Source organism: Geminisphaera colitermitum TAV2, assembly GCF_000171235.2.
Classification (GTDB): Bacteria; Verrucomicrobiota; Verrucomicrobiia; order Opitutales; family Opitutaceae; genus Geminisphaera; species Geminisphaera colitermitum.
In genome coordinates this window covers 42360-68601 of the sequence record NZ_ABEA03000060.1, presented here as the reverse complement: position 1 = coordinate 68601, position 26242 = coordinate 42360, and the positions used below count along the sequence as shown (strand labels likewise).

27 protein-coding genes and 1 tRNA gene are annotated in these 26242 nt (G+C 57.8%); 20 read left to right on the top strand and 8 right to left on the bottom strand.

Going from position 1 to position 26242, the window contains the following annotated elements; translation table 11 throughout:
• Positions 1-82: 82 nt before the first annotated feature.
• The 3 genes from OBACDRAFT_RS06830 to OBACDRAFT_RS06820 form a co-directional block, all read right to left on the bottom strand.
• Positions 83-484 carry an ExbD/TolR family protein gene (locus OBACDRAFT_RS06830; RefSeq protein ID WP_043584023.1) on the bottom strand — a complete coding sequence of 134 codons (402 nt, stop codon included), beginning with the start codon at positions 482-484 and terminating at the stop codon, positions 83-85.
• A gap of 10 nt (positions 485-494) precedes the next feature.
• Positions 495-1103, bottom strand: coding sequence for a MotA/TolQ/ExbB proton channel family protein (locus OBACDRAFT_RS06825; protein ID WP_043584021.1), 609 nt, complete (start codon positions 1101-1103; stop codon positions 495-497).
• Positions 1104-1397: 294 nt separating this feature from the next.
• On the bottom strand, positions 1398-2969 hold the full coding sequence (locus OBACDRAFT_RS06820; protein ID WP_052361367.1) for a hypothetical protein: 1572 nt from the start codon (positions 2967-2969) through the stop codon (positions 1398-1400).
• On the opposite strand from OBACDRAFT_RS06820, the gene OBACDRAFT_RS06815 reads away from it, so the two are divergent.
• Together OBACDRAFT_RS06815 and OBACDRAFT_RS06810 are read left to right on the top strand one after the other, a co-directional pair.
• A complete protein-coding gene (locus OBACDRAFT_RS06815) occupies positions 2968-3999 on the top strand; it encodes a tyrosine-protein phosphatase (protein WP_232766759.1) in 1032 nt (343 codons plus the stop codon). The genes OBACDRAFT_RS06820 and OBACDRAFT_RS06815 overlap by 2 nt on opposite strands.
• Before the next feature lie 5 nt (positions 4000-4004).
• Positions 4005-4589 (top strand): DNA-3-methyladenine glycosylase, encoded by a 585-nt coding sequence (locus OBACDRAFT_RS06810; RefSeq protein ID WP_043584017.1) that lies wholly within the window; start codon positions 4005-4007, stop codon positions 4587-4589.
• Between the two features lie 179 nt (positions 4590-4768).
• On the opposite strand, the gene OBACDRAFT_RS06805 is transcribed toward OBACDRAFT_RS06810, so the two are convergent.
• Positions 4769-6973: a protein-disulfide reductase DsbD family protein gene (locus OBACDRAFT_RS06805; protein ID WP_081721861.1), complete on the bottom strand. Its 2205-nt coding sequence runs from the start codon at positions 6971-6973 to the stop codon at positions 4769-4771.
• Between the two features lie 697 nt (positions 6974-7670).
• Between OBACDRAFT_RS06805 and OBACDRAFT_RS06800 the strand changes: the two genes are divergently transcribed.
• Together OBACDRAFT_RS06800 and OBACDRAFT_RS29490 are read left to right on the top strand one after the other, a co-directional pair.
• The gene (locus OBACDRAFT_RS06800; RefSeq protein WP_232766757.1) at positions 7671-8495 is read left to right on the top strand and encodes an AraC family transcriptional regulator; all 825 of its coding nucleotides are present in this window, start codon (positions 7671-7673) and stop codon (positions 8493-8495) included.
• A 95-nt stretch (positions 8496-8590) separates the two neighbouring features.
• Positions 8591-11971, top strand: coding sequence for an FAD-dependent oxidoreductase (locus OBACDRAFT_RS29490; protein ID WP_232766755.1), 3381 nt, complete (start codon positions 8591-8593; stop codon positions 11969-11971).
• Between the two features lie 97 nt (positions 11972-12068).
• Here the strand turns inward: OBACDRAFT_RS29490 and hisI are convergent, their stop codons facing one another.
• From hisI to OBACDRAFT_RS06775, 3 genes are all read right to left on the bottom strand, one after another.
• Positions 12069-12527: a phosphoribosyl-AMP cyclohydrolase gene (hisI, locus tag OBACDRAFT_RS06785; RefSeq protein WP_043584012.1), complete on the bottom strand. Its 459-nt coding sequence runs from the start codon at positions 12525-12527 to the stop codon at positions 12069-12071.
• 88 nt (positions 12528-12615) lie between these two features.
• Complete coding sequence (locus OBACDRAFT_RS06780) at positions 12616-12924, bottom strand: DUF971 domain-containing protein (protein ID WP_043584011.1); 309 nt, start codon at positions 12922-12924, stop codon at positions 12616-12618.
• 37 nt (positions 12925-12961) lie between these two features.
• On the bottom strand, positions 12962-13261 hold the full coding sequence (locus OBACDRAFT_RS06775) for an HPr family phosphocarrier protein (RefSeq protein ID WP_043584009.1): 300 nt from the start codon (positions 13259-13261) through the stop codon (positions 12962-12964).
• A 78-nt stretch (positions 13262-13339) separates the two neighbouring features.
• Between OBACDRAFT_RS06775 and kdsB the strand changes: the two genes are divergently transcribed.
• The 5 genes from kdsB (at position 13340) to OBACDRAFT_RS06755 (ending at position 18058) form a co-directional block, all read left to right on the top strand.
• Positions 13340-14098: a 3-deoxy-manno-octulosonate cytidylyltransferase gene (kdsB, locus tag OBACDRAFT_RS06770; RefSeq protein ID WP_043584006.1), complete on the top strand. Its 759-nt coding sequence runs from the start codon at positions 13340-13342 to the stop codon at positions 14096-14098.
• A 164-nt stretch (positions 14099-14262) separates the two neighbouring features.
• Positions 14263-15891, top strand: a complete 1629-nt coding sequence (locus OBACDRAFT_RS06765; RefSeq protein ID WP_081721860.1) for an ATP-binding protein — start codon at positions 14263-14265, stop codon at positions 15889-15891.
• Positions 15888-16589 carry a response regulator gene (locus OBACDRAFT_RS06760; protein ID WP_043584004.1) on the top strand — a complete coding sequence of 234 codons (702 nt, stop codon included), beginning with the start codon at positions 15888-15890 and terminating at the stop codon, positions 16587-16589. The genes OBACDRAFT_RS06765 and OBACDRAFT_RS06760 overlap by 4 nt, the downstream gene beginning before the upstream one ends.
• 139 nt (positions 16590-16728) lie before the next feature.
• Entirely contained in the window at positions 16729-16893 is a 165-nt protein-coding gene (locus OBACDRAFT_RS28855) for a hypothetical protein (RefSeq protein ID WP_088179285.1), read from the top strand.
• Positions 16894-16927: 34 nt separating this feature from the next.
• Positions 16928-18058, top strand: coding sequence for a sodium ion-translocating decarboxylase subunit beta (locus tag OBACDRAFT_RS06755; RefSeq protein WP_043584002.1), 1131 nt, complete (start codon positions 16928-16930; stop codon positions 18056-18058).
• Positions 18059-18784: 726 nt separating this feature from the next.
• Here OBACDRAFT_RS06755 and OBACDRAFT_RS27975 read toward each other — a convergent pair.
• Positions 18785-19066 (bottom strand): hypothetical protein, encoded by a 282-nt coding sequence (locus OBACDRAFT_RS27975; protein ID WP_157836942.1) that lies wholly within the window; start codon positions 19064-19066, stop codon positions 18785-18787.
• 293 nt (positions 19067-19359) lie between these two features.
• Here OBACDRAFT_RS27975 and OBACDRAFT_RS06745 point away from each other — a divergent pair, with 293 nt between their 5' ends.
• The 11 genes from OBACDRAFT_RS06745 (at position 19360) to aroC (ending at position 26019) form a co-directional block, all read left to right on the top strand.
• On the top strand, positions 19360-19680 hold the full coding sequence (locus OBACDRAFT_RS06745) for a hypothetical protein (protein WP_043583998.1): 321 nt from the start codon (positions 19360-19362) through the stop codon (positions 19678-19680).
• A 108-nt stretch (positions 19681-19788) separates the two neighbouring features.
• On the top strand, positions 19789-20217 hold the full coding sequence (locus tag OBACDRAFT_RS27970; RefSeq protein WP_157836941.1) for a hypothetical protein: 429 nt from the start codon (positions 19789-19791) through the stop codon (positions 20215-20217).
• A 68-nt stretch (positions 20218-20285) separates the two neighbouring features.
• Positions 20286-20936: a YiiX/YebB-like N1pC/P60 family cysteine hydrolase gene (locus OBACDRAFT_RS26310; RefSeq protein ID WP_081721859.1), complete on the top strand. Its 651-nt coding sequence runs from the start codon at positions 20286-20288 to the stop codon at positions 20934-20936.
• Between the two features lie 106 nt (positions 20937-21042).
• Positions 21043-21498, top strand: coding sequence for a hypothetical protein (locus OBACDRAFT_RS06740; protein ID WP_043583996.1), 456 nt, complete (start codon positions 21043-21045; stop codon positions 21496-21498).
• 56 nt (positions 21499-21554) lie between these two features.
• Positions 21555-22250: a hypothetical protein gene (locus tag OBACDRAFT_RS27965; RefSeq protein WP_157836940.1), complete on the top strand. Its 696-nt coding sequence runs from the start codon at positions 21555-21557 to the stop codon at positions 22248-22250.
• Positions 22251-22270: 20 nt separating this feature from the next.
• Positions 22271-22615, top strand: coding sequence for a hypothetical protein (locus tag OBACDRAFT_RS27960; RefSeq protein ID WP_157836939.1), 345 nt, complete (start codon positions 22271-22273; stop codon positions 22613-22615).
• Positions 22616-22719: 104 nt separating this feature from the next.
• Positions 22720-23280, top strand: a complete 561-nt coding sequence (locus OBACDRAFT_RS06735) for a tetratricopeptide repeat protein (protein ID WP_043583995.1) — start codon at positions 22720-22722, stop codon at positions 23278-23280.
• An 88-nt stretch (positions 23281-23368) separates the two neighbouring features.
• The gene (locus OBACDRAFT_RS06730; RefSeq protein WP_157836938.1) at positions 23369-23731 is read left to right on the top strand and encodes a LysM peptidoglycan-binding domain-containing protein; all 363 of its coding nucleotides are present in this window, start codon (positions 23369-23371) and stop codon (positions 23729-23731) included.
• Between the two features lie 121 nt (positions 23732-23852).
• Positions 23853-24290, top strand: a complete 438-nt coding sequence (locus OBACDRAFT_RS06725) for a hypothetical protein (RefSeq protein ID WP_043583991.1) — start codon at positions 23853-23855, stop codon at positions 24288-24290.
• A gap of 458 nt (positions 24291-24748) precedes the next feature.
• A tRNA-Arg gene (locus tag OBACDRAFT_RS06715) sits at positions 24749-24824 on the top strand.
• A 34-nt stretch (positions 24825-24858) separates the two neighbouring features.
• Complete coding sequence (gene aroC / locus OBACDRAFT_RS06710) at positions 24859-26019, top strand: chorismate synthase (protein WP_043584099.1); 1161 nt, start codon at positions 24859-24861, stop codon at positions 26017-26019.
• The last annotated feature ends 223 nt before the right edge of the window (positions 26020-26242 follow it).

Here is a 26242-nt window from a genome sequence, read left to right as displayed (position 1 = left end):
TGTTAGCGCGTATAGGTCGGGAGACCCGCCCTCCTTAGGTAATACCGCACCTGTAAGTGAGTATCGTCGGCGCGTCCGTGCGTCAGCGGCTTTGCAGGCTGAAGCGGTTGAGACCGGCTTTGCGGCAGGAGTCCATGACGAAGGCGAGTGTCTTGAGCGGCGTGGTCTCGTCGGCGCGGATCAGGACGGGGATGTCCTTGCTGAGCTGGCGCGCATCCTTCAGGCGCGCTTCCAGTTGATCCTGTGCGATCACCTCGCCGTTGAACGACATCACGCCTTCTGGTGTAATGCCAATCGTGATACTGCCCTTGAACTCGTTTTTGCCCGCCGTGTCCACGCGTGGCAGCGTGATGTTGAGCGTGGCCGCGCTGCGAAATTGCATCGTCACAAAGGCGAAGAAAACCAGCATGACGAGCACGTCGATCAACGGCACGAGATTCAACTCGTGGCGGCGGCGGCGGCGGATGCGAAGCGACGATTGCATTTTTTGGGATTTAGCCGCTTGGGATTTGGGATTTCCCGGCGGAGCCGGCCCGGGCCTGCCCGGCCAGGATACGTTCGAGCAACACGTCGAGTTGCGCGGCGAATTTGTCCACCTTGCGCTGGTAGATGCCGCTTCCAACGAGGGCGGGGATGGCGATGATAAGGCCGAGCACGGTGGCGGACAGCGCGAGCGAAACGCCGCTCGTGAATTTTACCGGATCGGGCAGTCCCGTCTCGCCCGAGATGCTGGAAAACACGCGAATCAGCGACCACACCGTGCCGGTCAATCCGAGCAGTGGCGCGCCCGTGTAGATCACGTCAAGATAGGGCAGTCCGCGTTCCATGCGCGTGACTTCGAGGCGGGCAAACGCCTTGACCGCGTCGGGGTCGTTGGGGTGGCGTCCGGCAAACGCGATGACGCGGGCCAGCACCGAATCCTGCCCCCCCCCCCCCGGTTCGCCCGAAACGACGGCGTCCACCAAGTCGTCGGGCAGCACCGCGGCGCGGCGCAGCGCGAAACCGCGTTCGAAGAGGATAAACACCAGAATGAGAGAGCACAACGCGAGCGGATAGATGAGCAGGTCCGCTCCCTTGATGATGTCGATGATCGCAAAAAACATGGTGTGGTTTGTGGTGTGTCAGGAACGGGGAAGAAGAGGCGTCATTTGTCCCGATGCGTCAAGCGAGGTTCCCGTGGCGCGGGCGTCCCGCCCGCATTTGCGATTTGTGGAGTGCGGCGATTCATCGCCGCTTTGACGGGCCGTTTCAACGGCCCGCCCAACATGTCGTCAGGCGACGCGATAAATCGCGCCGTCCAAAGCGGTGATAAATCACCGCATTCCATGGTGGCGCGGGTGTTCCGCCTGCATTCCAACGGAGTGGCAGAATTGCGGGCGGGACGCCCGCGCCACTTTTTATCGGGCCGCGGTTGCGAGGGCCCAGCGTTGAAGTTCGAGAGCCCGGCGCTGGGCGTTGAGTTTTTTCGTCCCCTCCACCGTCATCGGCGCCGGCCACACCCAGTCGCCTTTGTGCGGATTGAGGCTGCCCTCTTCGGTGAGCGCCACGACGCCGCCATTGTCGATCCGGTCGGCTCCCGTTGTATAGAGGACGAATGCCCGTCCGTCCGCCCGTTGTTGATAGCGTGGAGCTTCGCCTGTCACCAGATCGTGCAGGGTGCGGACACCGGGAAAGCCGGCGATGTTGTCCAGTGATTTTGGATACCGTCCATGGGCTCGGCGATAGACCTCCAGTCCGCAGGCGACTTGCGCCATCTCAATCTGCGTCTGCGTCGCCGCGCAGTTCGTTATAGCCCTGTAAAACCCCGGCATAAACATCCGGGCAAGAATCGTGTAGGGGCCTGGTTCCATGCCGCGCACCATCTGGTCCACTTGGGCGAGTTGGTGCAGATTCACGCGCCGCGCCACCGCGTCGTAGGAGGGGAATACGCCGTCAAGAAATATCCGGGCCGACAACGCCATGTTGCGATACACCCAGCCGCCCGGCACGTAGTGGACGAATCGTGCATCGTAACCGCCGCCGTTGGTCATGCGCGCCAGCGTGGCTTCGGGATCGTTGCCGAGGCGTTCCATCAATTCGGTGCTGAAGGCGAGTTCGGCGCGCAGCCCGCGCATGGCGTTGCCCAGCAAATTGAGTTGCGCGAGTTCCGTTGCGAGCGTTGTCAGCTCGGCGTCCGACCACACGCCGCGCGCCAGCCCTTCGCGCATCACTTGCAGGCCGACGGTGGCGTTGGCGTTGGCCGCCAGATGGGTGAGGATGAAGGGTTCGTCGCGCAGCGCATGCACGAGGCGGAAGACTGTGATCACGTCCGCAAGGGCCGCCGTGCCGTCGCCCTTCTCGATCTGTGCCGCCGCGCGCAGGGCAAAGAGTCGCGACAGGCTGCGCATGGCGGGCAGATATGGCATCCCGGCGAGCACGCTGTGTTCGTAGTCCACATTGAATCTCGCATAGGGCAGGCGGCTCGCCGAGGCGATCTCGGCCATGTCGGTCGCGTGTGTATTCAAGAATCCGAGCACGTCATGGGTTCCCAGATACGCGCGCCATTCATCCAGCGGCACCGCCTCGCCCTGCCACCAGAGGCCGAAGCCGGGTTCGGACATTTCGCAGATGGGGGAGGGGAGGGGGGGAGGGGGGGCGGTCATGCGCCATTTGGCGGCATCGGCGTCGGGACGGCGTCCGTTGATTTTATCAAGAGTGCCGCCCGCCTGCCGTCCGAATGATGAGGCAAATACGAGTGTCGCGCCGAAATTTTCCGTCGGCTGCACAGATGCGGGAAGGGTTTGGGCCAGTGAGAGGGGCTCGCCGCGGCTGGCCGCCAGTTGCTTCACCCCGGCCCACACACGTCGCCCCGCTGCATTTTCGATCTGGTAATAAGCTGTGACGCCAGCCGTCACGAGCACCGCGCCAGCGATCATGACCCAAGCTAGGATGAGGAGTTTGCGGCGGGTAAGGTTGAATGGGGTGCTCATGCGGAAAGCCTGTGACAATCGCAAAAACAGCGCACGTGGCAAGCAACAGGATGTGTCGCGGCAAGCCGGGGGGGGGGGGGGGGATGGGCGGGAGCGAAAGGAACTCGCCGCGACTGTCCGCGACGGCGTGGCAACTCCGGTTTCGACACCGTCCCGCCTTTGCTTTGCAATGGCGGGCAATATGTCTGCATCCGAACCCTGTTCCGCAACGTCCGTCCGCTTGTCCGCCCTCGCGGATACGGCGGCCACCGATCCGCGCCGCATCGTGTCGCTCCAGGGCGCAGTCAACTTCCGCGACCTTGGCGGCTACCCCGTCGCCGCTGCCACTGACACTGATGAACCGCGTCGCGTGCGTTGGGGGCGACTCTACCGCTCCGGGGCGATTCACGAACTGACCGGGGCCGATATCGCCATGCTCGGCGCGCGTCGCGTGTTCACCGTGCTCGATTTCCGTGAATCCTCCGAAGCGGCCAAAGCTCCCGACCGCCTGCCCGCCGGCGCGGTTCGTTACGGGCTTTGCTCTGGCGGACACGACAGTCCCGACGATTGGGCCCACATGCTGGCCAAAGCGGAGAGCGGGGTGCGTTTCATGTGCGGCTTTTACGCTGCGACGGGGTCGCTGGCGGTGCGTTACCGGCCGTTTTTCGAGCGCCTGCTTGCGCTGCCCGACGACCACGCTGCACTTTTCCATTGCACCATTGGAAAAGACCGCACCGGCATCGGCGCGGCGTTGCTGCTTGGCGCGCTCGGCGTATCCGAAGAAACGATACTCACGGACTATCTGCTAACCAACACCTGTCGCGCCGCCATCCCTGACGACGCACCGGTTCCCGGTTTGCTCGATGGTATAAAACTCCACCCGCAAGTCACACGAGACCTCCTCTCCGCCCGTCCCGAATACCTGCAATCGCTGCACGACTCCATTGCGAACGCACACGGCACGCTGGCCGGTTTCCTGCAAAACGTCCTCGGCGTCGGTCCGGCGGAGGTGGCTGTGCTGCGCGAGAAATTCACCGAACCAGCGGTCTGAAAACGATGACGCGCATCCTGACGCCGCAAGATTTGAGAAGTTTCGACACGCCAAGGCTGGCACGCTGGCTGCTCGGCAAACAACTGGTGGTCGCCGCCGGGGCATCCGGCGCGGCGGGCGAGGCGGGAACGCCGCGCCGCGTGCGCATCATCGAAACCGAAGCCTATGACGGCCCCGAGGACCGGGCCTGCCATGCCAGCAAGGGGCGCACCGCGCGCACCGAGGTGATGTTTGGCGACGCGGGGAATTGGTATGTTTACCTCGTTTATGGGATGCACGAAATGCTCAACGTGGTGACCGGCCCCGTGGATTATCCGGCGGCGATTTTGATTCGCGGCGTGGAGGGATTTTGGGGACCGGGCCGCCTGACGCGTGCGCTGGGTATTGAACGCGTGCGTTTCAACACTCGTCCTGCCAATCCCGATACAGGTCTATGGTTGGAGGACGACGGATTTCAGGTTCCTGATGCGAGTGTGCTGGCCACACCGCGAATCGGCATCGACTACGCCGGCCCCAAATGGGCCGCGAAACCGTGGCGGTTCGTGCTGAAAGGGAGAAACCCAAACCCAACCGCGAATGGTCGCGAATGATCGCGAATAAAACCAATGTCCTCGGGGGGGGGGGGGGGGGGAGGTAAACATCTCACGCGGGCACGCGGAGCACGCGGAGAAAAGAAACAACAAAACTCCGCGCCTCCGCGTCTCCGCGTGAGGTATTTCTGATTTCACTCGGTACGCGGTTAAAAACGGACCGGATGTTTTTTTGAAAACTATTGTTTTCCACCGCGCACGGCCTTCAGCACGATGTCGGGGGTGAGCAGTTCGGGGAGGATTTGCGGGGTGTCGTGGCCGGGCAAATACACGAGATTGAACGGCACCATCGCTCGGCCCCAGCGGGCCAGTTCCTCGGTGATGCGCGGGTCTTGGTTCGTCCAGTCGGCGCGCAGCGTGGCGATGTTCTTGTCGCGGAATACGCGTTTCACTTCGTCGGAACTGAAAACGAGTTTTTTATTTGTCTGGCAGGTAAAGCACCAGCGGGCGGTGAAATCCACGTAGATGGGGCGTCCCTCCTTGCGCAGTTCGGCCACACGCTCCGTGCTCCACGGCTCCCACACGATGTCCGTCGGGACCGCCGGGCGGGGCCAGCCGAGCGCGATGCCGGCGACAAGCAAAAGGAGTCCGCCGATAATGCCAGTCCGGATACGCCGGGACGGTGCGCCGGGGGTCGCATAGCGTCCGTAAAACCACACGGCCAGCGCCACCACGGTGAGGCCGAAAATCACCAGCAGCAGCGCCTGGTCCTGCACCTGCCCGGCCAGCACCCAGACGAGTCCGCCGACCGTCGCGTAGAGCGGGAACGCCATCACTTGCTTGAACGTTTCCATCCACGCGCCCGGACGCGGGAGCAGTTTTACGGCATCAGGAAAGATCGAGAGCAGCAAATATGGCGCGGCCAGGCCGAGCGCGATCGCGGTGAACAGAAGGAAAGAGGGCAGGGGGGGGAGCGTCAGCGCCGCGCCCAGCGCGGGCGCGAGGAAGGGCGCGGCGCATGGTGTTGCCACGATGGTTGCCAGCAGGCCCGTAAAAAACGATCCGGTAACGCCTCCCCTTGTCTGCAACCCGGTTCCCATGCCCGTTGCCGACAGGCCGAACTCAAACACCCCGCTCAAACTCAACGCGAACACGAGCAGCAGCACCGCCATCGAAAACACAAACACCGGCGATTGAAGCTGGAAGCCCCAGCCGAGTTGTCCGCCGCCGGAGCGCAGCACGGCAAGCAGCGCCGCCAGAGCCCAGAAGGATGTCACCACGCCCGCCGTAAACGCCAGTCCGTGCATGACGACTTTGCGACGGTTGGAACCAGCCTGATTAACGAAACCGAGGATCTTGATGCCGAGCACGGGAAACACGCACGGCATGAGGTTGAGGATGAGTCCGCCGACAAAGCCGAGCGCGAGTTGCGCGCCAAAGGTCGGCACCGCCGTCACCACTGTACCGCCCGGCGCTGCCACGGCAACGGCTCCGGCGGCGGATGCGTTTTTGATTGGCACATCGACGAGAAGACCCTGCGCGGTGGCATGGTTGACATCCCAGCCTGCGGAGGAGCGCAGGACGCCGCGGAGCCGTTTGCCGGTGCCGGGTTCGGCATACTCCGACACGGTTAATGTGAGTATCCATTCCGCGGATTGAGCGATGGTGTCAGTAGCAGCGGCAGTGGCGGCAGGGGGGGGGGGGGGGGAGGGAGCGAGAGAGGTGGTTTTCTGGGGGGCGTCGTAAGCTATAAAACCGTCGTTTGAGAAAAACCAGAGGTCGGTCGGGAGAGGCAAGGGAGGCGGGCGGGACGCCCGCGCCATGTTCGGAGTTTCGGATTTGGTTAGGCGCAGCTTTACCGTGTTGCCGGTGCGTTGTGCGGAGAGATGCCAGCCGGGGATTTCACGCGGTAGGGCGGCGATGGTGTTTTTGATGCGTGCGCCTTCATCACCGTTGGTCGTCGGGACTTCGGTGCGGATGGGGAGCGTGAGCGTCAGGTCGGCTTTGCCGGGGATGCAAACGTCGGCACACATCAGCCATTTGGCCGTGGCGCGGAGGATCGCGGTATCGCCAGGCTGGATACCACTGGCGGGCGGAGTGAGAATAACGGGAAGGTAAGTGACGCCTTCGTAGCCGTTGCCGGTGATTTCGCCATTGGTGGTGCGGGTGACTTGTGGTGTGGGCCATTGGATGTCGCCCGCAGTCCAGCCAGGGGGCAGTTGCCATTCAATGCTGGTGGGGTAGCCGGTGCCGGGGTTGATCCAGTAGGAATGCCAGTGCTCTTTGTGCTCCAAGCGGAGGGCGACCGTGACGGGTTGGCCCGGTTGGATCGATGTGTCCGCGGCGACGAGGCGGGCGACGACTTGAGCGTGCGCGTCGAGGGGAGCCAGCACGAAAATGGACAGGGTGAGGAGGGCGATGGAAAACAGACGCGAAACGACCATGCAGCGAAGCTAGGGAGTCCGTTCCCGGACGCAAATGCGGAGCGTAATACAGGTGGCTCGCAGCATGGAACTTGCTGCGTTTGAAGCATTCGCCGTTCAATTTGTCGCAAGGCTTAAGAGATCACGCAGAGACGCAGAGGCGCAGAGAGGTTCTTCGACGTTTTCAGTGGATAGACGAGAGTTGGCGCGGCAGCGCCCGTAGCGCAGGCATCTTGCCTGCAATCCAAACTACTGCGCGAAGCGCCGCTTGCCTTGACGTAGTTCGGAGCTTTAGCCCGAACCGTTACCTCTGCGTATTCGTGAGTCGCACGGTTCGAATTGGCAATAAAGCACCGAACTACGTGACAAACCGATGCCACCGCGCTTCGCGCAATCAATTTAGATGGCAGGCAAGATGCCTGCGCTACGGGCGCTACCGCGCCAACTCCCGCTATATCAACTTATCGAGTTTCCACTGAAAACGTCGAAGAACCCGCAGGGAAAACATAGATTACTAATTATAAATAAGTTACAAATATTGCCTTTTCTGGCTCTGCGTTCTCTGTGTCTCTGCGTGAGACAAAATAAACCGAAAATTCTCTATCGAAAAACTACCGGGTGGCGCAGGGATTTTGCCCCTTCCGAAAATATTCGATCAGACTCCTGGAAACAGTGAAATGCCCGGATGCAACTGATCAGGACGGAGAGTTTTTGCGATGTGATTGAACGACTGGAAGTGAGTCGGGACCGGTGTCCGCTGTTGAAGGAGTTGGGTCTGATCGAGGTGGGGATCACGCACGCCAGCGGCAACTGGTGTTTCATCCGGCCCGAGCCGGTTTTCGGGTTGGTGATCGCGACGATTGCGGGCGCTGGTTCGGTGGTTTGCAACGAGAGCTGGCAGGAGGCGGGGTGGGAAACGGTTTACATTATGCCGCCTGGCGTGGCGCACGGCTATCGGGTGGACCGACGTTTCGGCGAATGGAAATACGCGTGGGCAAAATTCGAAACGACGGAAAAATATCCGGAGCTTTTTCAGGATGCGCGCCCCGTGCTGATGCCCGCGGCTTCGTATGCGCTGGAGGCGGCAAACCGCGGTTTGTTCACCGAGGTGACGCGAGGAAATTCTCCGCAGCTTGTCGGCATCTGGTGCGATTTGCTCCGGGCCTCATTGGCCAGTCTGGCGAACCGGCGGGCGATTGATCCGCGAATCGAAAAATTATGGGAGGTGGTCGCGCAGCGGCTGAACGAGGATTGGGAAGTGGCGAAGCTGGTGGCGGAGGCCCATGTCGGCAGGGAACATTTACGGCGGCTTTGCCAACGACACTATGGGTGCAGCCCTCGTCAGCGGTTGACGCGGCTTCGCCTGCGAAAGTCCTGCGAATTGCTGTTGCTGACGGACAGCACGCTCGACGTGGTCGCGGAACGGGTGGGGTTCAGCGATGCGTTTTGTTTCAGCAAGGCTTTCGCTCGGGAATACGGGATGCCGCCGTCGCGTTATCGGGAGAAGGCGAGAACGAGCGCGCGGGCATCGGGCATGGTGTAGGTTTTTCCGCCGATCCGACGATGGGGATTTGAGACATGGACCGGGGCCGCCGGGACATGGCGCGCCGGGACGAAATCGGGTAGCCTCTGCGTCCCATGAAACCCATCGTCGCAAGACCTTTTTCGCAAAACGCCTACCGTGCGAGCGTGGCGGTCGATGTGGCCGAGGCATTCGGCGCAATCGAACCGGAAATCTACGGCCAGTATTTTGAGCATGTGAAGGAGTCCGAGGAGTGCATTTATCCCGCGGTGTGGGATGACCGTTCGCCCTTGTCCGACGAGCGGGGCTTGCGCAAGGACGTGGTGGCGGCGGCGCACGACATGGAGGTGCCGGTGGTGCGGTGGCCGGGCGGTTCCTTCGCGGACGTGTATCACTGGGAAAACGGAATCGGCCCGCGGGACAAACGCCCGGTGTTGCCGAACAAGCATTGGGGCGGGCAGGAGTCCCATCAGTTCGGGACCGACGAATTTCTCAACTGGTCGAAACAGATAGGCTGCAAGCCTTACCTCAATGTGAATCTCGGCTCGGGCACCCTTGATGAGGCGTTGCGCTGGCTGGAGTATTGTAATGCTGGCAAGGATACAGAGCAGGGCCGGCGGCGGGTTTTAAACGGACATCCCGAGCCATACGGAGTGACGTATTGGGGCGTTGGCAACGAGACCTGGGCCGCGGGGGAAACCGGGCACATGGACGCCGCAACGTATGCGAAGACGCTGGCGCAATGGGCGTCTGCGATGAAGGAACGCGACCCTTCCATCAAGATCCTCGCGGTGGGGTCGAGCGCCGGGAACGATCCGGAATGGGACCGCGAAGTGCTGGCAGGCGCGGGTGAGCTGATCGACTACCTGACGCTCCACATGTACGCCACTTCCACAAAAGGCGCGGCGGATGAATACGAGACCGTGGTTTTCACTCCGGTCTATTTCGATTTTCAGATCCGAAAAATGCTGGCGGCAATCGAGGAAGCCCGGAGCCGGTCAGGCCTGAAAAAGGAGCTGCGGATCGCAATCGACGAGTGGAATATCCGGCATTACGCGACGAGCAGCCGGGCTTCCCACGACGGCCTGTTGCGGAAGGATCCCCGCACCGTGGAGGATGCGGTATTCGTTGCCGGGACGCTGAACGTGATGCTGCGGCATTGCCCGAAGGTGGCGATGGCGAACTACGTGTTTCTGGTCAACGGCCACGCGCCTCTGTTGGTAAACGCCGATCAGGTGGTGCGGACGCCCCTCTTTCATGTGTTCCGCCAATACACCAAGTGGATGCGCGGGACGTCTCTCAGAACGGTTGCGGAATGCCCGTCGGTCGAGACGCCGCCGATCCGCAGCGCGTATCTGAAAGGTTGTGACACGCCGAAGGCTCCGCTGCTGGATTCCGCGGCGGCTTTGCAGGACGACGGAGCGATCGTGTTGAGTCTGATCAACCGGCATCGTTCGGATGCGGCGGAAGTGGAGCTGAAGTTGCCCGCCGGATACCGCGTCCGGCGCGTCTGGACGCTGGGCGACGAAGATCCCCAGGCGGCCAACGACTTTGAAAATCCGGAGCGAGTGCGGCCGGTCGAGCAGGACGTTGGCGAGGCGCTTGCTTCGTGGACCTGTTCTCCGAAGTCGGTGGTACTCCTCCGCTGCGAAAAAGAGGTTCTTCGATGTTTTCGGAGGTCCGACATGGAGTGCGGCGATTCATCGCCGCTTTCGACGGGTCGTTTTAACGCCCCGCCTCCTGCCTCCCGCCTTCTGCTCTCCGGCTTCCCGGTGCGTCCTTTGCCAGACGGAGATGGTAGCAAGAGGGTAAGGCGAGGCGACGTGATGAATCACGTCGTCCAAAGCGGCGATGAATCGCCGCACTCCATATCGGAAGCCAGTCCCTCCACCGAAAACGTCGAAGAACCGAAAAAGAAAACTGAACTTCAACGAAGCCTCAACGGAGCAACTGACATGGATAACTCGAAAGCGAACAACGCGATTCAGAAAAAAACGGAACCGGGAAAATCACGGGGCACTGTCATCGAACCGGTGAGGCAAGTGCCGGTGACGCACGAGCCGGATGTGCTCGTCATTGGCGCGGGTCCGGCGGGGATCGGCGCGGCGGTGGCCGCGGCGCGCAATGGAGCGAAGGTGCTGTTGGTGGAGCGTTACGGGTTTCTCGGAGGAAACCTGACGGCGGCGATGGTGAATCCGATGTTCACGTTTCACGACATCCACGGGGAGCAGGTGATTCGGGGAATCTCGGGGGAAGTGGTGGAGCGGTTGGTGTCGCTCACCGCGTCGCCCGGGCATGTGACTGACCTGACGTTTGACAACGCATCGATGACGCCCTTCGACCCGGAGGGGATGAAGTTGTTGTTGTTCGACATGGCGGAGGAGGCAGGGGTGGAGCTTTTGTTGCACAGCGCGTTTGTGGACGCAGTGGCGGAAGGTGGACGGGTGCGGCATGTGATCGTCGAAAACAAGTCCGGGCGTCAGGCGATCCGCCCGAAGTTTGTGATCGATTGCTCGGCGGACGCGGATGTGGTGGCGAGAATCGGCGCGCCGTTCGTCAAAGGGCGCGAGGGTGATGGGGCGTTACAGCCGGTGACGCTTTTTTATCGGATCGGCGGAGTGGACTACGATGCGCTCCGCCACTGGATGAAAGCGAACCGCGACTTGTTGAAAGATTCGCCGAGCGATGAGGAGATCGATTCGCACGAGACGCTGGCATTTCTCGGGCTGTCCGATCTGGTGAAACGGGCGATGGAGGCGGGTGAGTATCCGGAGGAGGCGGCGCCGCGAATCCTGATGTATCAACTTCCCAATGACGGACAGATCGCGGTGAACTGCACGCGTCTGCAAGGCATCGACGGGACGCAGGTGGAGGATCTGACGCGGGCGGAAATTGCAACACGCCGGCAGGCTTGGCAGATTCATCGCTTCCTTCGCAAACATGTCGGTGGATTCGCGTCGTCTTACATTGTCGATACCGGAGTGCAGGTGGGCGTGCGCGAGACGCGGCGGATCGTCGGCGATTATACGATGGCAAAAGAGGATGTGTTGAGCAGCCGGGCATTCCCGGACGGGATCGCGTGCGGGACGTTCGCCATCGACATTCATCCTCCGGATGGGAAAACGCAGATATTTACCGGCTCAGGCAGGGCGGTGTATGAAATCCCCTATCGCAGTCTGTTGCCTCAAGGCGTGGATAATCTGTTGGTGGCAGGTCGTTGTATTTCGGCGACACACCATGCGTTCGGTTCGGTCCGTGTGATGGCAACGGCGATGGCAGTGGGCCAAGGCGCCGGGACCGCGGCGGCGCTGGCGGTGAAGCAGGGAGTGACATCCCGGGCGCTGAACACCGACGAAGTGAGATCGTTGTTGTTGCAACAGGGGCAGTATTTGCTGGCGGCCGGCGCGCCTTCCATGACGGAGGCCGATTTACGATTGAAGCGGATACAGGGTGCGGGCGCACGGGCAGGGCATCACAATCCGTTCGTCCAAACGTAAAGGCGAAAAAGGATAAGCTGCGGATGGCAGCGCCATCAGGCTAGCTTGCCGGTGGCGACGGAGCCGGACGTCCGTCGCCCATTCAAGTCCGAAGGTTTCAGGCCTTCTTTTTGTAAACGACGGCCGGGTCGAAGAGGGGCTGGGAGACAAATTCCAGCTTGAAGCTGGAGCCCTCGGCGGCGGTGTCGAGGTCGGCGAGCTTGCGGTAAAAGCACGACTTGTATCCGTTGTGGCATGACGCATTGGCCGCGCCCTTTTGTTCCACCTTGATGAGAATCACGTCCTGGTCGCAGTCGGTGTAAAGCTCCTTAACCCACTGCACGTTGCCCGACTCCTCGCCCTTGCACCAGAGCTTGTTGCGCGAACGGCTCCAGTAGGTGGCTTTCTTCGTCTTGAGCGTGTGTTCCAACGACTGGGCGTTCATGAAGGCGAACATCAAGACCTGCCCCGTGACGATGTCCTGCGTAATGCAGGGGATGAGGCCGTCGGAGCCAAATTTGATCTGGAGCGTGGAACCGAGTTCGACTTCGGCGGTGGTGGTGCGGACTGGGAACATAAAGGAAATTAAGAATTAAGAATTAAAAATTAGGAGTTAGGAATGGAATGGCAGGCGGGGGGGGGGGGGGGGGGGGATGGCGGCTGGTTTATTTGTCGAGGCGGGCGGCGAGTTGGCGAAGGTAGTCGTAGGAATAAATGCCGGTGCGGTGGCCGTCGCTGAAATCGAAGCGGATGGCGTAGCCGCCTACGCGCTCCCAGCCGGTGGCGGTGACGCCGGGGAAACGCGTGCGCTCGTCGCCGCCATGGCGCTGACCGAGGATGTCGCGTTCGCCCACGTTTTCGGCGCTGGACGAGGCGGCGCGCAGATCCTCGCTGTGGAAATATGTTTCGACGCCGTCGTCCCACGCGATGGCGACTTCGTTGCCGATGATCTGGATGTTGACTGGCGTTTGCATGCCCGGGAATCCGCTGCGTTACCGGTGCATGGCTGGCTCAGGCTTCGTCGAACTTGCGCGTGAAGAGCTGTTCGAGTTCGTCGAGCATTTGCGTGGCGTCGCCGCCGGTGGCGAGGAACTTTACTTTCGAGCCCTTGCCCGCAGCCAGCATCATCAAGCCCATGATGGACTTGCCGTTGACCTGCTCCTCGTCTTTTTCGACCAGCACGTCCGCCTTAAATTTGTTCGTGATGCGCACGATCATCGCAGCGGGGCGGGCATGGATGCCCATCTTGTTTTGAACAACAAGCTCTCGAGTCAGTTGCTGGCCAGCCGTGGCGGTGTCTGCTTTATCCATGGGTCAGAAGGCAGAAGGTTCCCGGCGAGAGGGTGGCTTGCAACTCAAAAACCCAGTCTCCACGCTGGCGCTTTTTCCATGCCCGACACCGCCATCATCGTCCCCTGCCGACTGGAATCCACCCGATTCCCCCGCAAACTCCTGCATATCGTCGGCGGACGCCCCCTCATCCTCCACACCGCCGAACGCATCCGCACCCAGGCTCCCGAACTCCCCCTCCACTTTGCCGTGGACGACGATTTGCTGGCCGCGCCTCTGCTGGACGCCGGGTTTTCCGTCATTCGCACCGGTCGCCAGCATCCCAACGGCACCGACCGGATCGCAGAAGCCAATCGCACCGTCCGCGCCGATCACGTCATCAACGTGCAGGCCGACGAACCCCTCGTCACCGGCGCGCAAATCCGTCGGCTCGCCCAACTCATCGCCGGTCCCGCCGCAATGGCCACTCTCGCCACGCCTTTCAAGACCGCCGCCGATTTTGCCAATCCCAACCAGGTCAAAGTCGTCTTCGCCCCGGCCGGAGACCGCGCCCTCTATTTCTCCCGTTCGCCGATTCCCTACTGCCGCGACCTTGCCGGGCAGGTGGATGACGCCTGGGTGCGCGCCAACCCCTGCTACCGTCACCTCGGGCTCTACGCCTACAAGGCCGCCCTTCTTGACCGCCTCGCGAGCCTGCCCCCCGGACGTTACGAGCAACTCGAAAAACTCGAACAACTCCGCGTCCTCGAAAACGGCTACGACATCGCCTGCGACGTCACTGAGGACGCGACCATCGGCGTGGACACACCCGAGGATGCGGTGAAATTCGAGGCGCATTTCAAAACATCAAGACATTGAGGGGATTTACAAAAAATCTTTGCCCCAATCCAACCAGCCAACCGCGAATGGACGCGAATGGACACGAATAAAACCAATGAGTTCTGGCTTTTTTATTCGCGTCTATTCGCGTTCATTCGCGGTTAAGAACTGAATCCGTAGAACCTCCCTTGGGACATCAAGACATGGACAGTCCTCGTGAGCACACGCCTCCTCCCTCCCCCCCCCCCCCCCCGTCCGGCGGTGCCGGCAGCACGGGGCCCGGTGGCGTGATTCGCTGGGAAACTCCGCGCTCCACCCTGCCGCGCGAATACATGGAAGTGTTGCTCGTGATCGCGGCGGTGACTGCGGTCGCATGGTTCGTGCCGGTGGATTATCGCGTCTTTGGCGATCTTTACCTGCTGGCCGTGATCGTGCTGTGCCTGCGCGTGAGCCGGTGGCCGATTCTCTTCGCCAGCGTCGTGAGTGTGCTGGCCTGGAACTTTTTCATCGTGGCTCCGCGCATGGCGTTTTCGAGCCTCAGCCTGCAAGACGGCATGTTTCTCGGCACCTATTTTGTCGTGGCGCTGGTGGCGGGCCAGCTCACCTCCCGGTTTCGAGCGAAGGAACAACAGGAACGGCAGCGCGAGCAACATGCCACCGCGATGTTTCACCTGACCCGCGCCTTGAGCAGCGCGCGCACGCTCGACGAGGCGGTCGAGGTGGCGTTGCGTCAGGCCGACGCATTGTTTGGCGCGCCCACGGCGTTGTCACTGCTGGGGGGCGACAACCGCCTCGCACTGCATCCGGCCAGTTCGCTTCGCCTCGATGATCGGGAAATCGCGCTCGCTCAATCCGCCTGCCGCGAGGCGGGCGACGATGGAGCCGGGGAGGACGTTCGACGCGAGTTGTCGCGTGCCTCGCGGCAGGGCGGCGGCTGCCTGCACCTGCCGGTCAGGCGGGGCCAGACGGTGCTTGGCGTGTTTTCCGTCCAGTGGGTCCGCGGCGAATCTGGCGTGCCGTTGCGTTACCGAAAATTGATGGAGGCCTTTGCCGGGCAGATTGGCCTGCTCGTGGAACGCGAACAATTTCGCGCCGCCGGCGAACGCGAGAAGCTGCTCGCCGAATCCGAGCGCATGCACCGCACCCTGCTCGACAGCGTTTCTCACGAGTTAAAAACCCCGGTCGCCGTGCTGCGTTCCGCTGCCGAGGGTCTGGCCCGCGAAAAGGGCGCGCGACGCGAGATACTGGCGCAGGAGATTCGCACCGCCGCCCGCCGGCTCGATCATCTGGTCGCCAACCTGCTCGACCAGACCCGTCTCGATGCCGGACGCATCAACCTGCGGCTCGACTGGTGCGATGTTTACGACCTGATCGGCGCCGCCCGGCGTGCCGTCGGCGAAGGTCTGGCCAGCCGGCCGTTTACGATCAACGTGCCTCCCGACATGCCGCTCTTCATGGCCGACGCCGTCCTGATGGAGCACGTGCTGTCCAATCTCCTGCTCAACGCCGTGCACCACACCCCGCCCGGCACCGCCATCACGATGTACGCCGGGGTGGAAAAACAAAACGACAACGACGATGGCGCGCGCGTCTTCATCACGGTGGCCGATCGCGGGCCGGGCATTGCGCCTGAAGCGCGGGAAAAATTATTCCAAAAATTCGAGCGGGCCGACCACGCGCGGGCGGGCGGCCTCGGACTCGGATTATCGATCGTGCGCGGTTTTATGCTCGCCCAAGGCGGCGACGTCGTGGCTGATGACCACCCGGGCGGAGGCGCCCGCTTCACGATCTATCTCCCCCACAAGGTTCACGAATCGGTTCCTCACGAATGAATGAACAACCCTCAAAACCCTCCGTTTTGGTCATTGATGACGAAAACCAAATCCGTCGCCTGCTTCGCTTCACACTCGAAGACGCGGGCTACTCCGTCCGCGAAGTCGAGGCCGGCAGGCCGGGACTCGTGGAAGCGGCCCACCATCCGCCCGACGTGATCGTGCTCGACTTGGGATTGCCCGACATGCCGGGCATCGACGTGCTCAAGCGCCTGCGCGAATGGAGCCAGACGCCCGTGCTGGTGCTCTCGGTGTTCGGAGAGGAAAACCGCAAGATCGAGGCGCTCGACGCCGGGGCCGACGATTATCTCATCAAACCCTTTGGAGGCGGGGAACTCCTTGCGCGCCTCCGTGCCCTGCTGCGGCGAACCAAGCCCAACGAGGCGCCCTCGATCATCCGCTTCGGCACGGTCGAAGTGGACCTGACCGACCGCCGCGTGACCAAGGACGGGGAAACCGTGAAGCTCAGCGCCAAGGAATATGCGCTCCTGCGGCTCCTGGTGACGCATCGGGACAAGGTGCTCACCCACCGGCAGATTCTCTCCGAAATATGGGGTCCGGAGGCGGAGGGGCAGACCCACTATCTTCGTGTATTCATGATGCGACTACGCCGCAAGATCGAGGACGAACCCGACTCCCCCCGGCACCTCCAGACGGAGTCGAGCATCGGCTATCGCCTCGTGAGCGACCCGGCGTAGGCGCGCCTTCCTCTTTGTTTGCCTCGTTTTGTTATTAAAACATAAACGAAAAATAAACGGCAAAATCTGCGCAGTGACGGAAGTTTGGTTCTGCTATCCTTGTTGATCGCCTTTCATTGATTGGCGGACGACTCATGATATGATTACCATTCCGGATACTGTTTATGGTGCTGTTATTATCAGCATCATCGATTTTTTTCTCAGTTTCGTCATCATCACCTTCATCGGGGTGGTGCTGCGCCTGCTTCCGCTGGTGAACCGGTATTGGAAGATCGACGAGGCGAAGCTGCGCGCCGGCCACTGAGCGCACCGGACGAACTTTCAAGCACACTCAAACCATGTTCGCACAACTTACATCCTTGCTGGAGTCCCTCATGTCCCAAACGGGCATCGCACATTTCTGGTGGGGGAACCTGGTCATGATCGCCATCGGCGCCACGATGGTGTTTCTGGCCATCGTCAAAAAATACGAGCCGTTCCTGCTGCTCGGCATCGGATTCGCCTGCATTGTGGTCAACGTTCCGGGCTCCGACCTGGTCCTGCCCGGCGGATTGTTCCACTACGCGTATCAGGGCGTGAGCCTGTTGATTGTGCCCCCGCTGATTTTCCTCGGCGTCGGGGCGATCACCGATTTCGGACCAATGATCGCCAACCCCAAACTGGTGATTTTGGGAGCGGGCGCGCACTTGGGCATCTTCGTTGCGTTGATCCTCGCCAAGACGATCGGCTTCTCGCTGGCGGAGGCGGGGGCGATCGGCATCATCGGCGGAGCGGATGGACCGATGGCGATTTTCGTCACGATGAAACTCGCCCCGCACCTGTTGCCGCAGGTATCCGTGGCCGCCTATTCGTACATGGCGCTGATGCCATTGATTCAGCCGCCGGTCATGCGCCTGCTGACCACCAAGGCGGAACGGGAAATCAGCATGAAGCAAATGCGCCCCGTCAGCCGTCTGGAAAAGATTCTTTTTCCCATCGTGATCGCGGTGATCGTCAACCTGTGTTTTCCGCCGGTCGCCCCCTTGGTGACGATGCTCATGCTCGGCAACCTGCTGCGTGAATCCCTCCTCGTTGGCCGCCTGGCCGAGACGGCCGGAGGCACGCTGCTCAACGTGATCACGCTCGTCCTGACCGCCGCCATCGGCTCCACCATGACGGCCGACAGTTTTCTGACCGCCAAGACGCTGCAAATCATCACCCTTGGCCTGATCGCGTTTGTCTTCGGCACGGGTTCCGGCGTGCTAACGGCCAAGATCATGAACCTTTTCCTCAAGCAGAAGATCAATCCGCTGATCGGCTCGGCTGGCATTGCCTCGGTGCCGATTGCCGCGCGCGTTTCCCATCAGGTCGGCATTCAGGCCAATCCTCGCAATTACCTGATCTATCATGCGATGGGCCCCAATCTTGCGGGTGTGTTTGGCACCGCGATTTCAGGAGGCATCCTGCTGGCGCTGCTGGGCGTTCACTGAAGGAGCAACGGCAACAGCGGGGACACCGCCGGGCTGACCCGATGCCTGGGGGGGGGGGGGGGAAGGGCGAGACCAATGGTTCTTCATGAGTGGCCGAACTCGGACTTGCCGCCCACCTGGACTCCGATCCCGCATTTGCGGCTCGTTGAACAGGTGGAACGTGCGCTGGTTTCCGCCCGTCTCTCCATCATCAACCAAGCCCATGCCCCTGTCACACGGCCGCGACCGTTATTTCGGCCTCATTCAGGTTCAAAACGGCTCGCAGCATTCCGACTACGCCTGGGTCTTGGGATTGAGAAATTCGCACAACAAACGGTTCCCCTGCCGGTCTTGGCACCGGTTCCCAAGTCTTCATCTATGACAACCTCGCGTTTCACTGCGAAGTGAAGATTGCCCGGAAACATACCCGCTTCATCTTGAGGTGCCTTTTTTTAGCTCAGAGGGGAGACTTGGAAAAAAAGGAGAACAGATGATGACACCGTGACACTGAAAAGGCCGAAACCTTCCACCATCATCCCTTCATCTATTCTCCTTTCTATTCTGAAATTCAGGTCAAAAGGGCGTCACCGTGCCATCCAGCCCTGCACTTGCAATTCCTTTACGTTCAGAGCTTTTGATGCAGCAAAGGATTGCCTTCTCTCCATGAATCCGTCAACTTGCAGGCCGGATCAGCTCTGGGTTCCCGGTAGCCAGCTTCCTGCCGACTTTCGCCCCATGGCCTTCTTTTTACCTGCAACTAAATCCCTCCCAATTGTTATCTCTCCATTCTTCGGGGATGTGACGGGGCGAAGCTCGGTCAGCTTCTCTTTTTGCAGCAAACAGTGAGGTAAACCCGAAATTTCCCTTCGCATGGTGTTTGAATGTGGAAAATTCATTTTCCCGGATTTGCCGGGTTAAGGCCGACAAACACCAACTTTTTCCAGCTAAACAACGTTCGGCAAAAATGAAATTAATCCCAGAAGATAATATCGCGGCAATAAAAGCCCTCAAAGCCTTTGCTTTTTTCACGCTATTTCTCGGTCTGCTCCTTTTGTGCAGCGGAGGTTACTATTCCATTCGATTGCACACCGTTTCTCACAAGGTAGATGATATCTACTTTACCGTTAGCGAATTCTTTTTCTGGGCAGGACTACTAATCACCATCGCCCAAGCCATATTGATTTTACTCATTACGAAAATAACCAGAAAGAAATAAAAGCCAAACCAGTCGCTACAGACAATGCCTCGGCGATTCCCTTTTTGTTTTATCGAGAATCTCTGGCTCGGCATGTCTGATCTTCGACGTTAGGCAAATCAAAACCATGAGCAGCCAGCCCAGTAGTCTCACCGAAATCGAAGAGAAGCGCATCTTGGCAGAACTTGAATTGCAGCGAATGGCTGCACGACGAGAACAGGGATGCAAGCGAATCGAGAATCGAGTGGCCTTTGGACTATACCTTTCAGCCGTAGTTTTATACGCAGGTCTATTTTATTGGGATCACGAATCAGGCAGTCCAGCGGTCTTTATCGTTCTTATCGCAGCCTGCCCGATCCTTACAATATTATTGGGTATGTTTGCGAAGTTATACAGCGACATCAGCTTCATTAAAAGACACATTGAAAAAATAAATGGAGACGCCTAGCCAAGCGCTGGAGCCAATGCGATTGTTGCTACGCAGGTAGTCGCAAAGCATCCTTGGTTTTCGTTACTCTCCATCTCGCATGGCTCATCTTTGGCGTTAGGCAAAATTATGAAAAACATATTCGGCTATTTGGCGATAATATCAGCTTCTATTACATTGGTTTTTGCGAGCGAACAGGATCTCATTAGATCAGCTAGCTCACTTCTCCCCGAAACAAAATTGATGCACAAGCATGAATCTCCACATAATCTAACGTCACTCGTATACAGGACGTCCCAATCATCCTCATTATTTGAATCAGCTATAAAGAAAAAACTTGGCGAGGGATGGGAGAAAATAGAGGACGATGAGGAGGTAAAGACTATAGAGGAAGGACTGAAATCACGGGGGCTTAATGTGATTTCATTCTTTCGATTCAAAAACAAGAAATATGATTTCCAAAGTGTTACAGTTCTTTATGTCAAAAGAATTGAAAAAGATGATTTTTCCCATACCGTAGTTGTGAGTATCATGCATGTCCCACAAGAATTTAAATAGAAAACCAAACCGCCTAATCAGTCGCTAGCCGGCCAAGGGCGACTCATCTTGGACGTTAGGCAGAAATCATGAAATTCGAACTGTTTCCTAAGAGCCGAGGCGCGAAAATACGGCTTTCGGTGATCATATTGGTCCTGCTAGGTATTTGCCTGTTTTTTCGGCTAGATAAAGTAGCTTTATATTATTGTTCTGCAAAAGAGGAAGGTGATGTTCTTTTTCAGTCTTTACCACATGGCGACCTTGTTGACGCTATCGAAGGAGTTACCAAATCGGAATGGTCACACTGTGGAATCCTTGTCAAACGTGATAAGCACTGGTTCGTTGCAGAAGCTATCGGCGAGGTCCGATACACTCCATTGTATTTATGGATTGTTAGAGGTCGTAGGTCGAGAGTGGAAGCATATCGGATCACAGGAGAAAGGCGTCCGACCCATGAGGAAATCATGCTTGGTGTCGATAAGTTAGTTGGGCGACCATATGATTTTCGTTATGCACCGGATGATTCCGAGATTTATTGCTCAGAATTAGTATATAAGGTGTTTGAGCGGGAGTCGGGGATTAATGTTGGCATATGGGAAAAACTAGGAGATCTTAATTGGAAGCCTTATGAGAAGTTCATCCGAGATATGGAAAACGGAGACCTTCCATTGGATAGAGAAATGATCACGCCTGTAGCTCTGACACGTAGCCCGAATCTGAAACGTATTTATCCACAATGAGCCTAACAAGGTGCCAGAGCCAACCCCTTTGGTTGTCTGGCATCGCGCGTAAGCACAATGCGCGCCATCCAAAGTAGCTGCTCATCTTGGACGTTAGGTAGAACACATGAAACCGATCCTAGCACTTCTTATTGGGATACTCCCCCTCATCCTGGCTGTCGAGTCTGATACGGCCTCTTTAGCCAATCCTCTTATCGGCATTTGGGTCTTGGATGTCGCAAAAACAAAAGAGAGTAGAAAAAATCTTAAGGAGCCTCCTGCCGGGATGGATTTCAAACCTACTCCCGAAGAAGTCAGGGCCAGAACGCTTGTTTTTAGCGAGCACACCCTTTCCCTCGGCACTCAAACATCCAACTCTGATTTCACCTACAGTATTCTTAAGACAGAAGGAAATAGTGTTTTGGTTAAGTATTCTCCATCCAAAGAAGGTTCGCCGGTGTATTGTTGGTGGGAGTTCCCATCACCTGATACGGCTATCAATTACATGGTCGTCTTCGATTTGAATAGCCCTTTCTTGGCATCCAAGGAAGTGGCGTCCTTTTATCAAAGAAAAAAGGACTAAACCACCTAACAAAGCGATGCAGCCCAACTCCGGTAGATGTCACGCCATCTACCTCCATGTCTCATCTTGATGTTAGGCAAAAAATTATGAATATCGAACAAGAGATACGAAAAATTTATGGAGAGTCAGTAGAAATTGATGGAATCGTTAATGCCGATTTATATGCGAAAGCACGTTATCGCATCATGTGGATACTTCGGGAGCCCTGGTTTGATGGAGCATGGAAATTAGTTAAGGATAAAGGTGTCTATCCACGAATCGGAAACTCTCCTACCTTACAGCCAATGGCCTATGTGAGCTATTCCATATTAAATGAATTCCCACGATGGGATGACATGTCGTATTTGCGAGATGATCCTTTCATAGCAGAATCCTTAAGAAGCGTAGCATATGTTAATGTTAAGAAATGCACAGGAGAGACTCAATCAAATCTGGATGATATATATGATTGGTTCAAAAAGGGAGAGTCGGTAATTCGTAATCAATTTTATGAATATAAACCAGATGTCGTAATTGGCTGCGCGCCATATATGGTGGATGTCTTTAAATGGGACACAACTCGTTCATCTCCAGTTTTTGAGCCGTGGGTAACCTACGTTTCCGACTACGGAAAACCTCTTTTGATTGATGCATATCATCCATCGCAAAGAGGAAGACGAGAGGGGTTTGTTGATTCGATAGTTGAAGTCGTTGAACAGGAATTCAAGAAGGAACCTAACAGGGCGATGCAGCAAGCTCCGGTAAGTGCCTGAGTTCCGGCGTTAAGCAAAAAATGATTCCACCGCCATTCAAATACAGGTTCGAAGGTGATTCAGGCGTCGATATTGCAACTCAAAAAATCGATGCCGTTTTCCCTGACGGAGAACGCAGACGTGTTGTTCTCCGACTTGGAGCGCCATTTATCCGAGACAATGTTTTTGGGATTCGCTCGGAGCTTGAGAATCTAGATCGGACGGATGGTCCACTCGCGGGCAGTGAATCCTTCGATGCACTCATCAATGGTATCGCGTGGATCCACGGACGCCTCAGAGTATTCGCAGAAAAGCATCGCTGCACATACTATTGGCCAGATTCCAATGATATATTTGATTATTCCGACTACTTTAACTTAACGTGACTCCTTAAGTGGTGAGAATGAAAAGAAAGGAGTCTAACTAGGCGCTAGCTAGCCAAGGGCGACTCATTTTTGACGTTCGGCAAAACAAATAAAAAAACACTACCATGAAAAAACAAGTCAGCATAATAAGTCTGATCCTCGCGTTTGCGATTCAGAGCGGAATTGTCTATGCGGATAATTCTCAACAACCACAAAGGAAGACACCTGCGATTGAAACGAAAGCGATTACACCGAAGGAAAGAGCCAGAAAAAGATTTGAAGAGGACCGAAATATTTATAGCGTCGAGGAGTTGAGGGACATTGAAAAGCTCTATCAAGTAGCTAACAAGCAATGGAACAGTCCAGAGGCGAAGGAGAGTCTCAAGATACTGATTGAGAAGTATCCCAAAGCAAATCGCACTGGTTGCGCCCTTCAATATCTCGGCCAAATGTCATCGGGAGAAGAGAAGGAGCAATACCTCAAACGTGCTATTAAAGATTTTGGTGACTGCTATTATGGCAGCGGAGTTCAGGTTGGAGCCTACGCCAGACTCTATTTGGCAGACTACTACAGAAAGCAGGGGAAGGCAAATGAGGCAAAGGCACTGTATGAGGAAATTCAGAAGAATTATCCCGATGCAGTAAATCACAAAGGTAAACCTCTAAGCGATATCATCCCAAAATAGTCGAAAAGAGTTTAATCAAGTTCTAGAGCCAACCATTTTGGCTGTAAGCCAGCTACCCGGACGGCTCACCGTGGACGTTAGGCAAAAAATGAAAATCCTCGGCCCCATATTGCTATTGCTATGTGTTGGTTGCGCACATGAAACGGGAACAAAAGACGATTCCCCCGAGCACTACATCCTGAAGCAACCAACGATAATCCTTAAAAACGGGAAAAAAGTGCGAATGACTCAATTCGTGACTTTCTATACGGTGCAAACTAATGATACTGCAAACGTGGTATCCGCTAAATGCAATATGCCCATAGAGAGGTTAAAAGCACTTAATTATCAATTAGATTTTGACCGATTGAAAGCGGGCCAGATCATTGCGTTACAATCACCGGAAGCATTGATTTTAAAAGAACGGATTGAGATAGACAGTCCGGTGGTCGAAGCCAACCATAAGCAGTGAAATCAAAGAGCCTAACCAGTCGCTAGAGCCAACACCTATGGCTGTCACGCCTCTCTACTGAAAACAAAATAGCTTCCCTACTTGCAACTGTCAGTAACTCTACATTTACTCCACAAATTCTATGCTCGTCCAAAAAATCCAAGAACTCACCGAACTCCGTCTTCGCATTGCCAAACTTGCAGCCAATATCGAACAGGAACGCACTGCCGAACTTGCTGCCATTCCTAGCCAGTATGGCTATTCCGATGTCAATGACTTCATCAAAGTCTTGAAGAAAGTTGTCGGAGTCAGGGGCAAACGAGGCAAGAAAGCGACCAAGGCTTCCGCAGCAAAGCCCGAAGGCAAGAAGGCCCGCGCCAAGATTACGCCTGAACTCAAGGAGCAGGTGAAGGCCGCTGTTCTCGAAGGCAAGACCGGCTCTGCGATTGCCGTACAATTTGGCATTTCAGTCCCCAGCGTGCAGAACATCAAAAAAGAGTTCGGCCTGGTAGCTGCCCGCGCCGTGGCGACTCCTGTTTCAACTCCCTCTGGTGAAGAGTCCGCGCCGGTTGCTTCCTGACCTGAATCCATCCTGTCTGTTACGAAGCCCTGATGCATACCGTCAGGGCTTTTTTGTGCGCTCTCACTTTGATCCGCAGCAGGAACGTCTGGCCTCCGAGGACTCAGCCCCTCCTTTTGGTCATTCCGTCCTGCTATTTTTCAGCGCAGCCAGATTTTCCCTGTCCGTGCCCATTCCCCTCAAGGATCGCCTTTGCGTGGACCAGAAGGCAACTGAAGGCTTCGGTGATGGTGGGATGGCCACGGCGGTTGAGCAGCCTTATGCCGGGAGTCCTTTTTTCCGGTTTGGCGATAGCATGGCTGACGGTCGATGGCGGGGGATTCATGGCCAAGAATGACCCAAGATTGAGCTTTGAGATTGCAGAGCGTCGGCCCCGAAACTTACTCAAACATAGAACAGTAAGGTAGAATTTTGAGTCATTTTGACGCACTTGATTCCTTAACTCTTTGATTTTCAATGTCCCCGTAGCTCAACTGGATAGAGCAGCGGTTTCCTAAACCGCGCATCCCGGTTCAAGTCCGGGCGGGGGCACCACCACCTGACTTTTTCCGACTCAACCGACGCCTCCATGCCCAACTCCTTCGGCAACCTGTTTTCCATCACCACCTGGGGCGAAAGCCACGGACCCGCCATCGGTGTCGTCATCGACGGTTGCCCGCCCCTGCTCCCCATCACCGCCGCCGAAATTCAGGCCGAACTCGATCGCCGCCGTCCCGGCCAGAGCGACATCACCACCCCGCGCAAAGAAGCCGACTCTGTCGAAATCCTCTCCGGCGTCTTCGAAGGCCGCACCACCGGCACACCCATTTCGATGCTCGTGCGCAATACCGACCAGCGCTCCTCGGCCTACTCCGAAATGAAGGCCGCTTTCCGGCCCTCGCACGCCGACTTCACTTACCAAACCAAATACGGCATCCGCGACCCCAACGGCGGCGGACGTTCCTCCGCCCGCGAAACCATTGCCCGCGTCGCCGCCGGAGCCATTGCCCGCAAACTCCTTGCTTCCCTCCTCCCCCCCCCCCCCCCCCCCGCCGCTTCGCAAAGCGGTGTGGAGATTCGCGCCTTCGTCCGCCAGATCCACGACATCGTCATGCCAGCCGGCGCATTTCCCGCTGATGGCGACGCTCCGCTTCCCACGCTCGCCGAAGTCGAGGCGAGCGCCGTTCGCTGTCCGCACCCCGACACCGCCGCCGCCATGATTGAGCGCATTAAATCCGTGCGCAACCAAGGCGACTCTGTCGGCGGCGTGATCGAATGCCGCGTGCGCGGCCTGCCTGTCGGCTTGGGCGAACCCGTCTTCGACCGTCTCGAAGCCGATCTGGCCAAGGCCATGCTCTCGCTGCCCGCCACCAAGGGTTTTGAAGTCGGAAGCGGTTTTGCCGGCGCCGCCCTTTGCGGGTCGCAGCACAATGATCTTTTCGAAAATCGCGGCGGACGCATTCGCACCCGCACCAACAACTCCGGCGGGGTGCAGGGCGGCATCAGCAACGGCGAAGACCTTGTCTTCCGCGTCGCCTTCAAACCCACCGCCACGATCCTGCAATCACAGTCCACGGTCGATCTCGCCGGTCACCCCACCGACCTCATGGGCAAGGGCCGTCACGACCCCTGCGTGGTGCCTCGCGCCGTGGTCATCGTCGAGGCTATGACGGCGCTCGTGCTCGTGGATCACTGGATGCGCCACGTGGCGCAGACGCGCAGCTTTCCCCCCGCTTCGCGGGGAAATTAGGAATTAGACGTTAGAAATTAGAAAAACGAACCCATGCACACGCCTCCCCTCAAAACCTCCACACTCCGAAGTGACGGCGAAGCCGCCCATTCTTAATTATTAAGGGAGGTTCTAAAAATTGATTTTTGTCACAGAGGACAGATTGGCTGCGCCGCAAGCGGGATCAAGATTTCACGCCACGGCGCAACGAACGCCACGCCCTCAGCCTGCTCTTGCCTCTCAG

What these genes read in the sequence shown, in the direction of transcription:
- OBACDRAFT_RS28855 (WP_088179285.1), top strand. Translation starts at nt 16,729, where the DNA reads ATGATTACCATTCCGGATACTGTTTATGGTGCTGTTATTATCAGCATC.
- OBACDRAFT_RS06745 (WP_043583998.1), top strand. Translation starts at nt 19,360, where the DNA reads ATGAGCAGCCAGCCCAGTAGTCTCACCGAAATCGAAGAGAAGCGCATC.
- OBACDRAFT_RS06760 (WP_043584004.1), top strand. Translation starts at nt 15,888, where the DNA reads ATGAATGAACAACCCTCAAAACCCTCCGTTTTGGTCATTGATGACGAA.
- OBACDRAFT_RS06755 (WP_043584002.1), top strand. Translation starts at nt 16,928, where the DNA reads ATGTTCGCACAACTTACATCCTTGCTGGAGTCCCTCATGTCCCAAACG.
- OBACDRAFT_RS27960 (WP_157836939.1), top strand. Translation starts at nt 22,271, where the DNA reads ATGATTCCACCGCCATTCAAATACAGGTTCGAAGGTGATTCAGGCGTC.
- aroC (WP_043584099.1), top strand. Translation starts at nt 24,859, where the DNA reads ATGCCCAACTCCTTCGGCAACCTGTTTTCCATCACCACCTGGGGCGAA.
- OBACDRAFT_RS06775 (WP_043584009.1), bottom strand. Translation starts at nt 13,261, where the DNA reads ATGGATAAAGCAGACACCGCCACGGCTGGCCAGCAACTGACTCGAGAG.
- OBACDRAFT_RS06765 (WP_081721860.1), top strand. Translation starts at nt 14,263, where the DNA reads ATGGACAGTCCTCGTGAGCACACGCCTCCTCCCTCCCCCCCCCCCCCC.
- OBACDRAFT_RS29490 (WP_232766755.1), top strand. Translation starts at nt 8,591, where the DNA reads ATGAAACCCATCGTCGCAAGACCTTTTTCGCAAAACGCCTACCGTGCG.
- OBACDRAFT_RS06815 (WP_232766759.1), top strand. Translation starts at nt 2,968, where the DNA reads ATGCGGAAAGCCTGTGACAATCGCAAAAACAGCGCACGTGGCAAGCAA.
- OBACDRAFT_RS27970 (WP_157836941.1), top strand. Translation starts at nt 19,789, where the DNA reads ATGAAAAACATATTCGGCTATTTGGCGATAATATCAGCTTCTATTACA.
- OBACDRAFT_RS26310 (WP_081721859.1), top strand. Translation starts at nt 20,286, where the DNA reads ATGAAATTCGAACTGTTTCCTAAGAGCCGAGGCGCGAAAATACGGCTT.
- OBACDRAFT_RS06825 (WP_043584021.1), bottom strand. Translation starts at nt 1,103, where the DNA reads ATGTTTTTTGCGATCATCGACATCATCAAGGGAGCGGACCTGCTCATC.
- hisI (WP_043584012.1), bottom strand. Translation starts at nt 12,527, where the DNA reads ATGTTCCCAGTCCGCACCACCACCGCCGAAGTCGAACTCGGTTCCACG.
- OBACDRAFT_RS06740 (WP_043583996.1), top strand. Translation starts at nt 21,043, where the DNA reads ATGAAACCGATCCTAGCACTTCTTATTGGGATACTCCCCCTCATCCTG.
- OBACDRAFT_RS06830 (WP_043584023.1), bottom strand. Translation starts at nt 484, where the DNA reads ATGCAATCGTCGCTTCGCATCCGCCGCCGCCGCCGCCACGAGTTGAAT.
- OBACDRAFT_RS06810 (WP_043584017.1), top strand. Translation starts at nt 4,005, where the DNA reads ATGACGCGCATCCTGACGCCGCAAGATTTGAGAAGTTTCGACACGCCA.
- OBACDRAFT_RS06820 (WP_052361367.1), bottom strand. Translation starts at nt 2,969, where the DNA reads ATGAGCACCCCATTCAACCTTACCCGCCGCAAACTCCTCATCCTAGCT.
- OBACDRAFT_RS06725 (WP_043583991.1), top strand. Translation starts at nt 23,853, where the DNA reads ATGCTCGTCCAAAAAATCCAAGAACTCACCGAACTCCGTCTTCGCATT.
- OBACDRAFT_RS06780 (WP_043584011.1), bottom strand. Translation starts at nt 12,924, where the DNA reads ATGCAAACGCCAGTCAACATCCAGATCATCGGCAACGAAGTCGCCATC.
- OBACDRAFT_RS06730 (WP_157836938.1), top strand. Translation starts at nt 23,369, where the DNA reads ATGAAAATCCTCGGCCCCATATTGCTATTGCTATGTGTTGGTTGCGCA.
- OBACDRAFT_RS27965 (WP_157836940.1), top strand. Translation starts at nt 21,555, where the DNA reads ATGTCTCATCTTGATGTTAGGCAAAAAATTATGAATATCGAACAAGAG.
- OBACDRAFT_RS06805 (WP_081721861.1), bottom strand. Translation starts at nt 6,973, where the DNA reads ATGGTCGTTTCGCGTCTGTTTTCCATCGCCCTCCTCACCCTGTCCATT.
- kdsB (WP_043584006.1), top strand. Translation starts at nt 13,340, where the DNA reads ATGCCCGACACCGCCATCATCGTCCCCTGCCGACTGGAATCCACCCGA.
- OBACDRAFT_RS06735 (WP_043583995.1), top strand. Translation starts at nt 22,720, where the DNA reads ATGAAAAAACAAGTCAGCATAATAAGTCTGATCCTCGCGTTTGCGATT.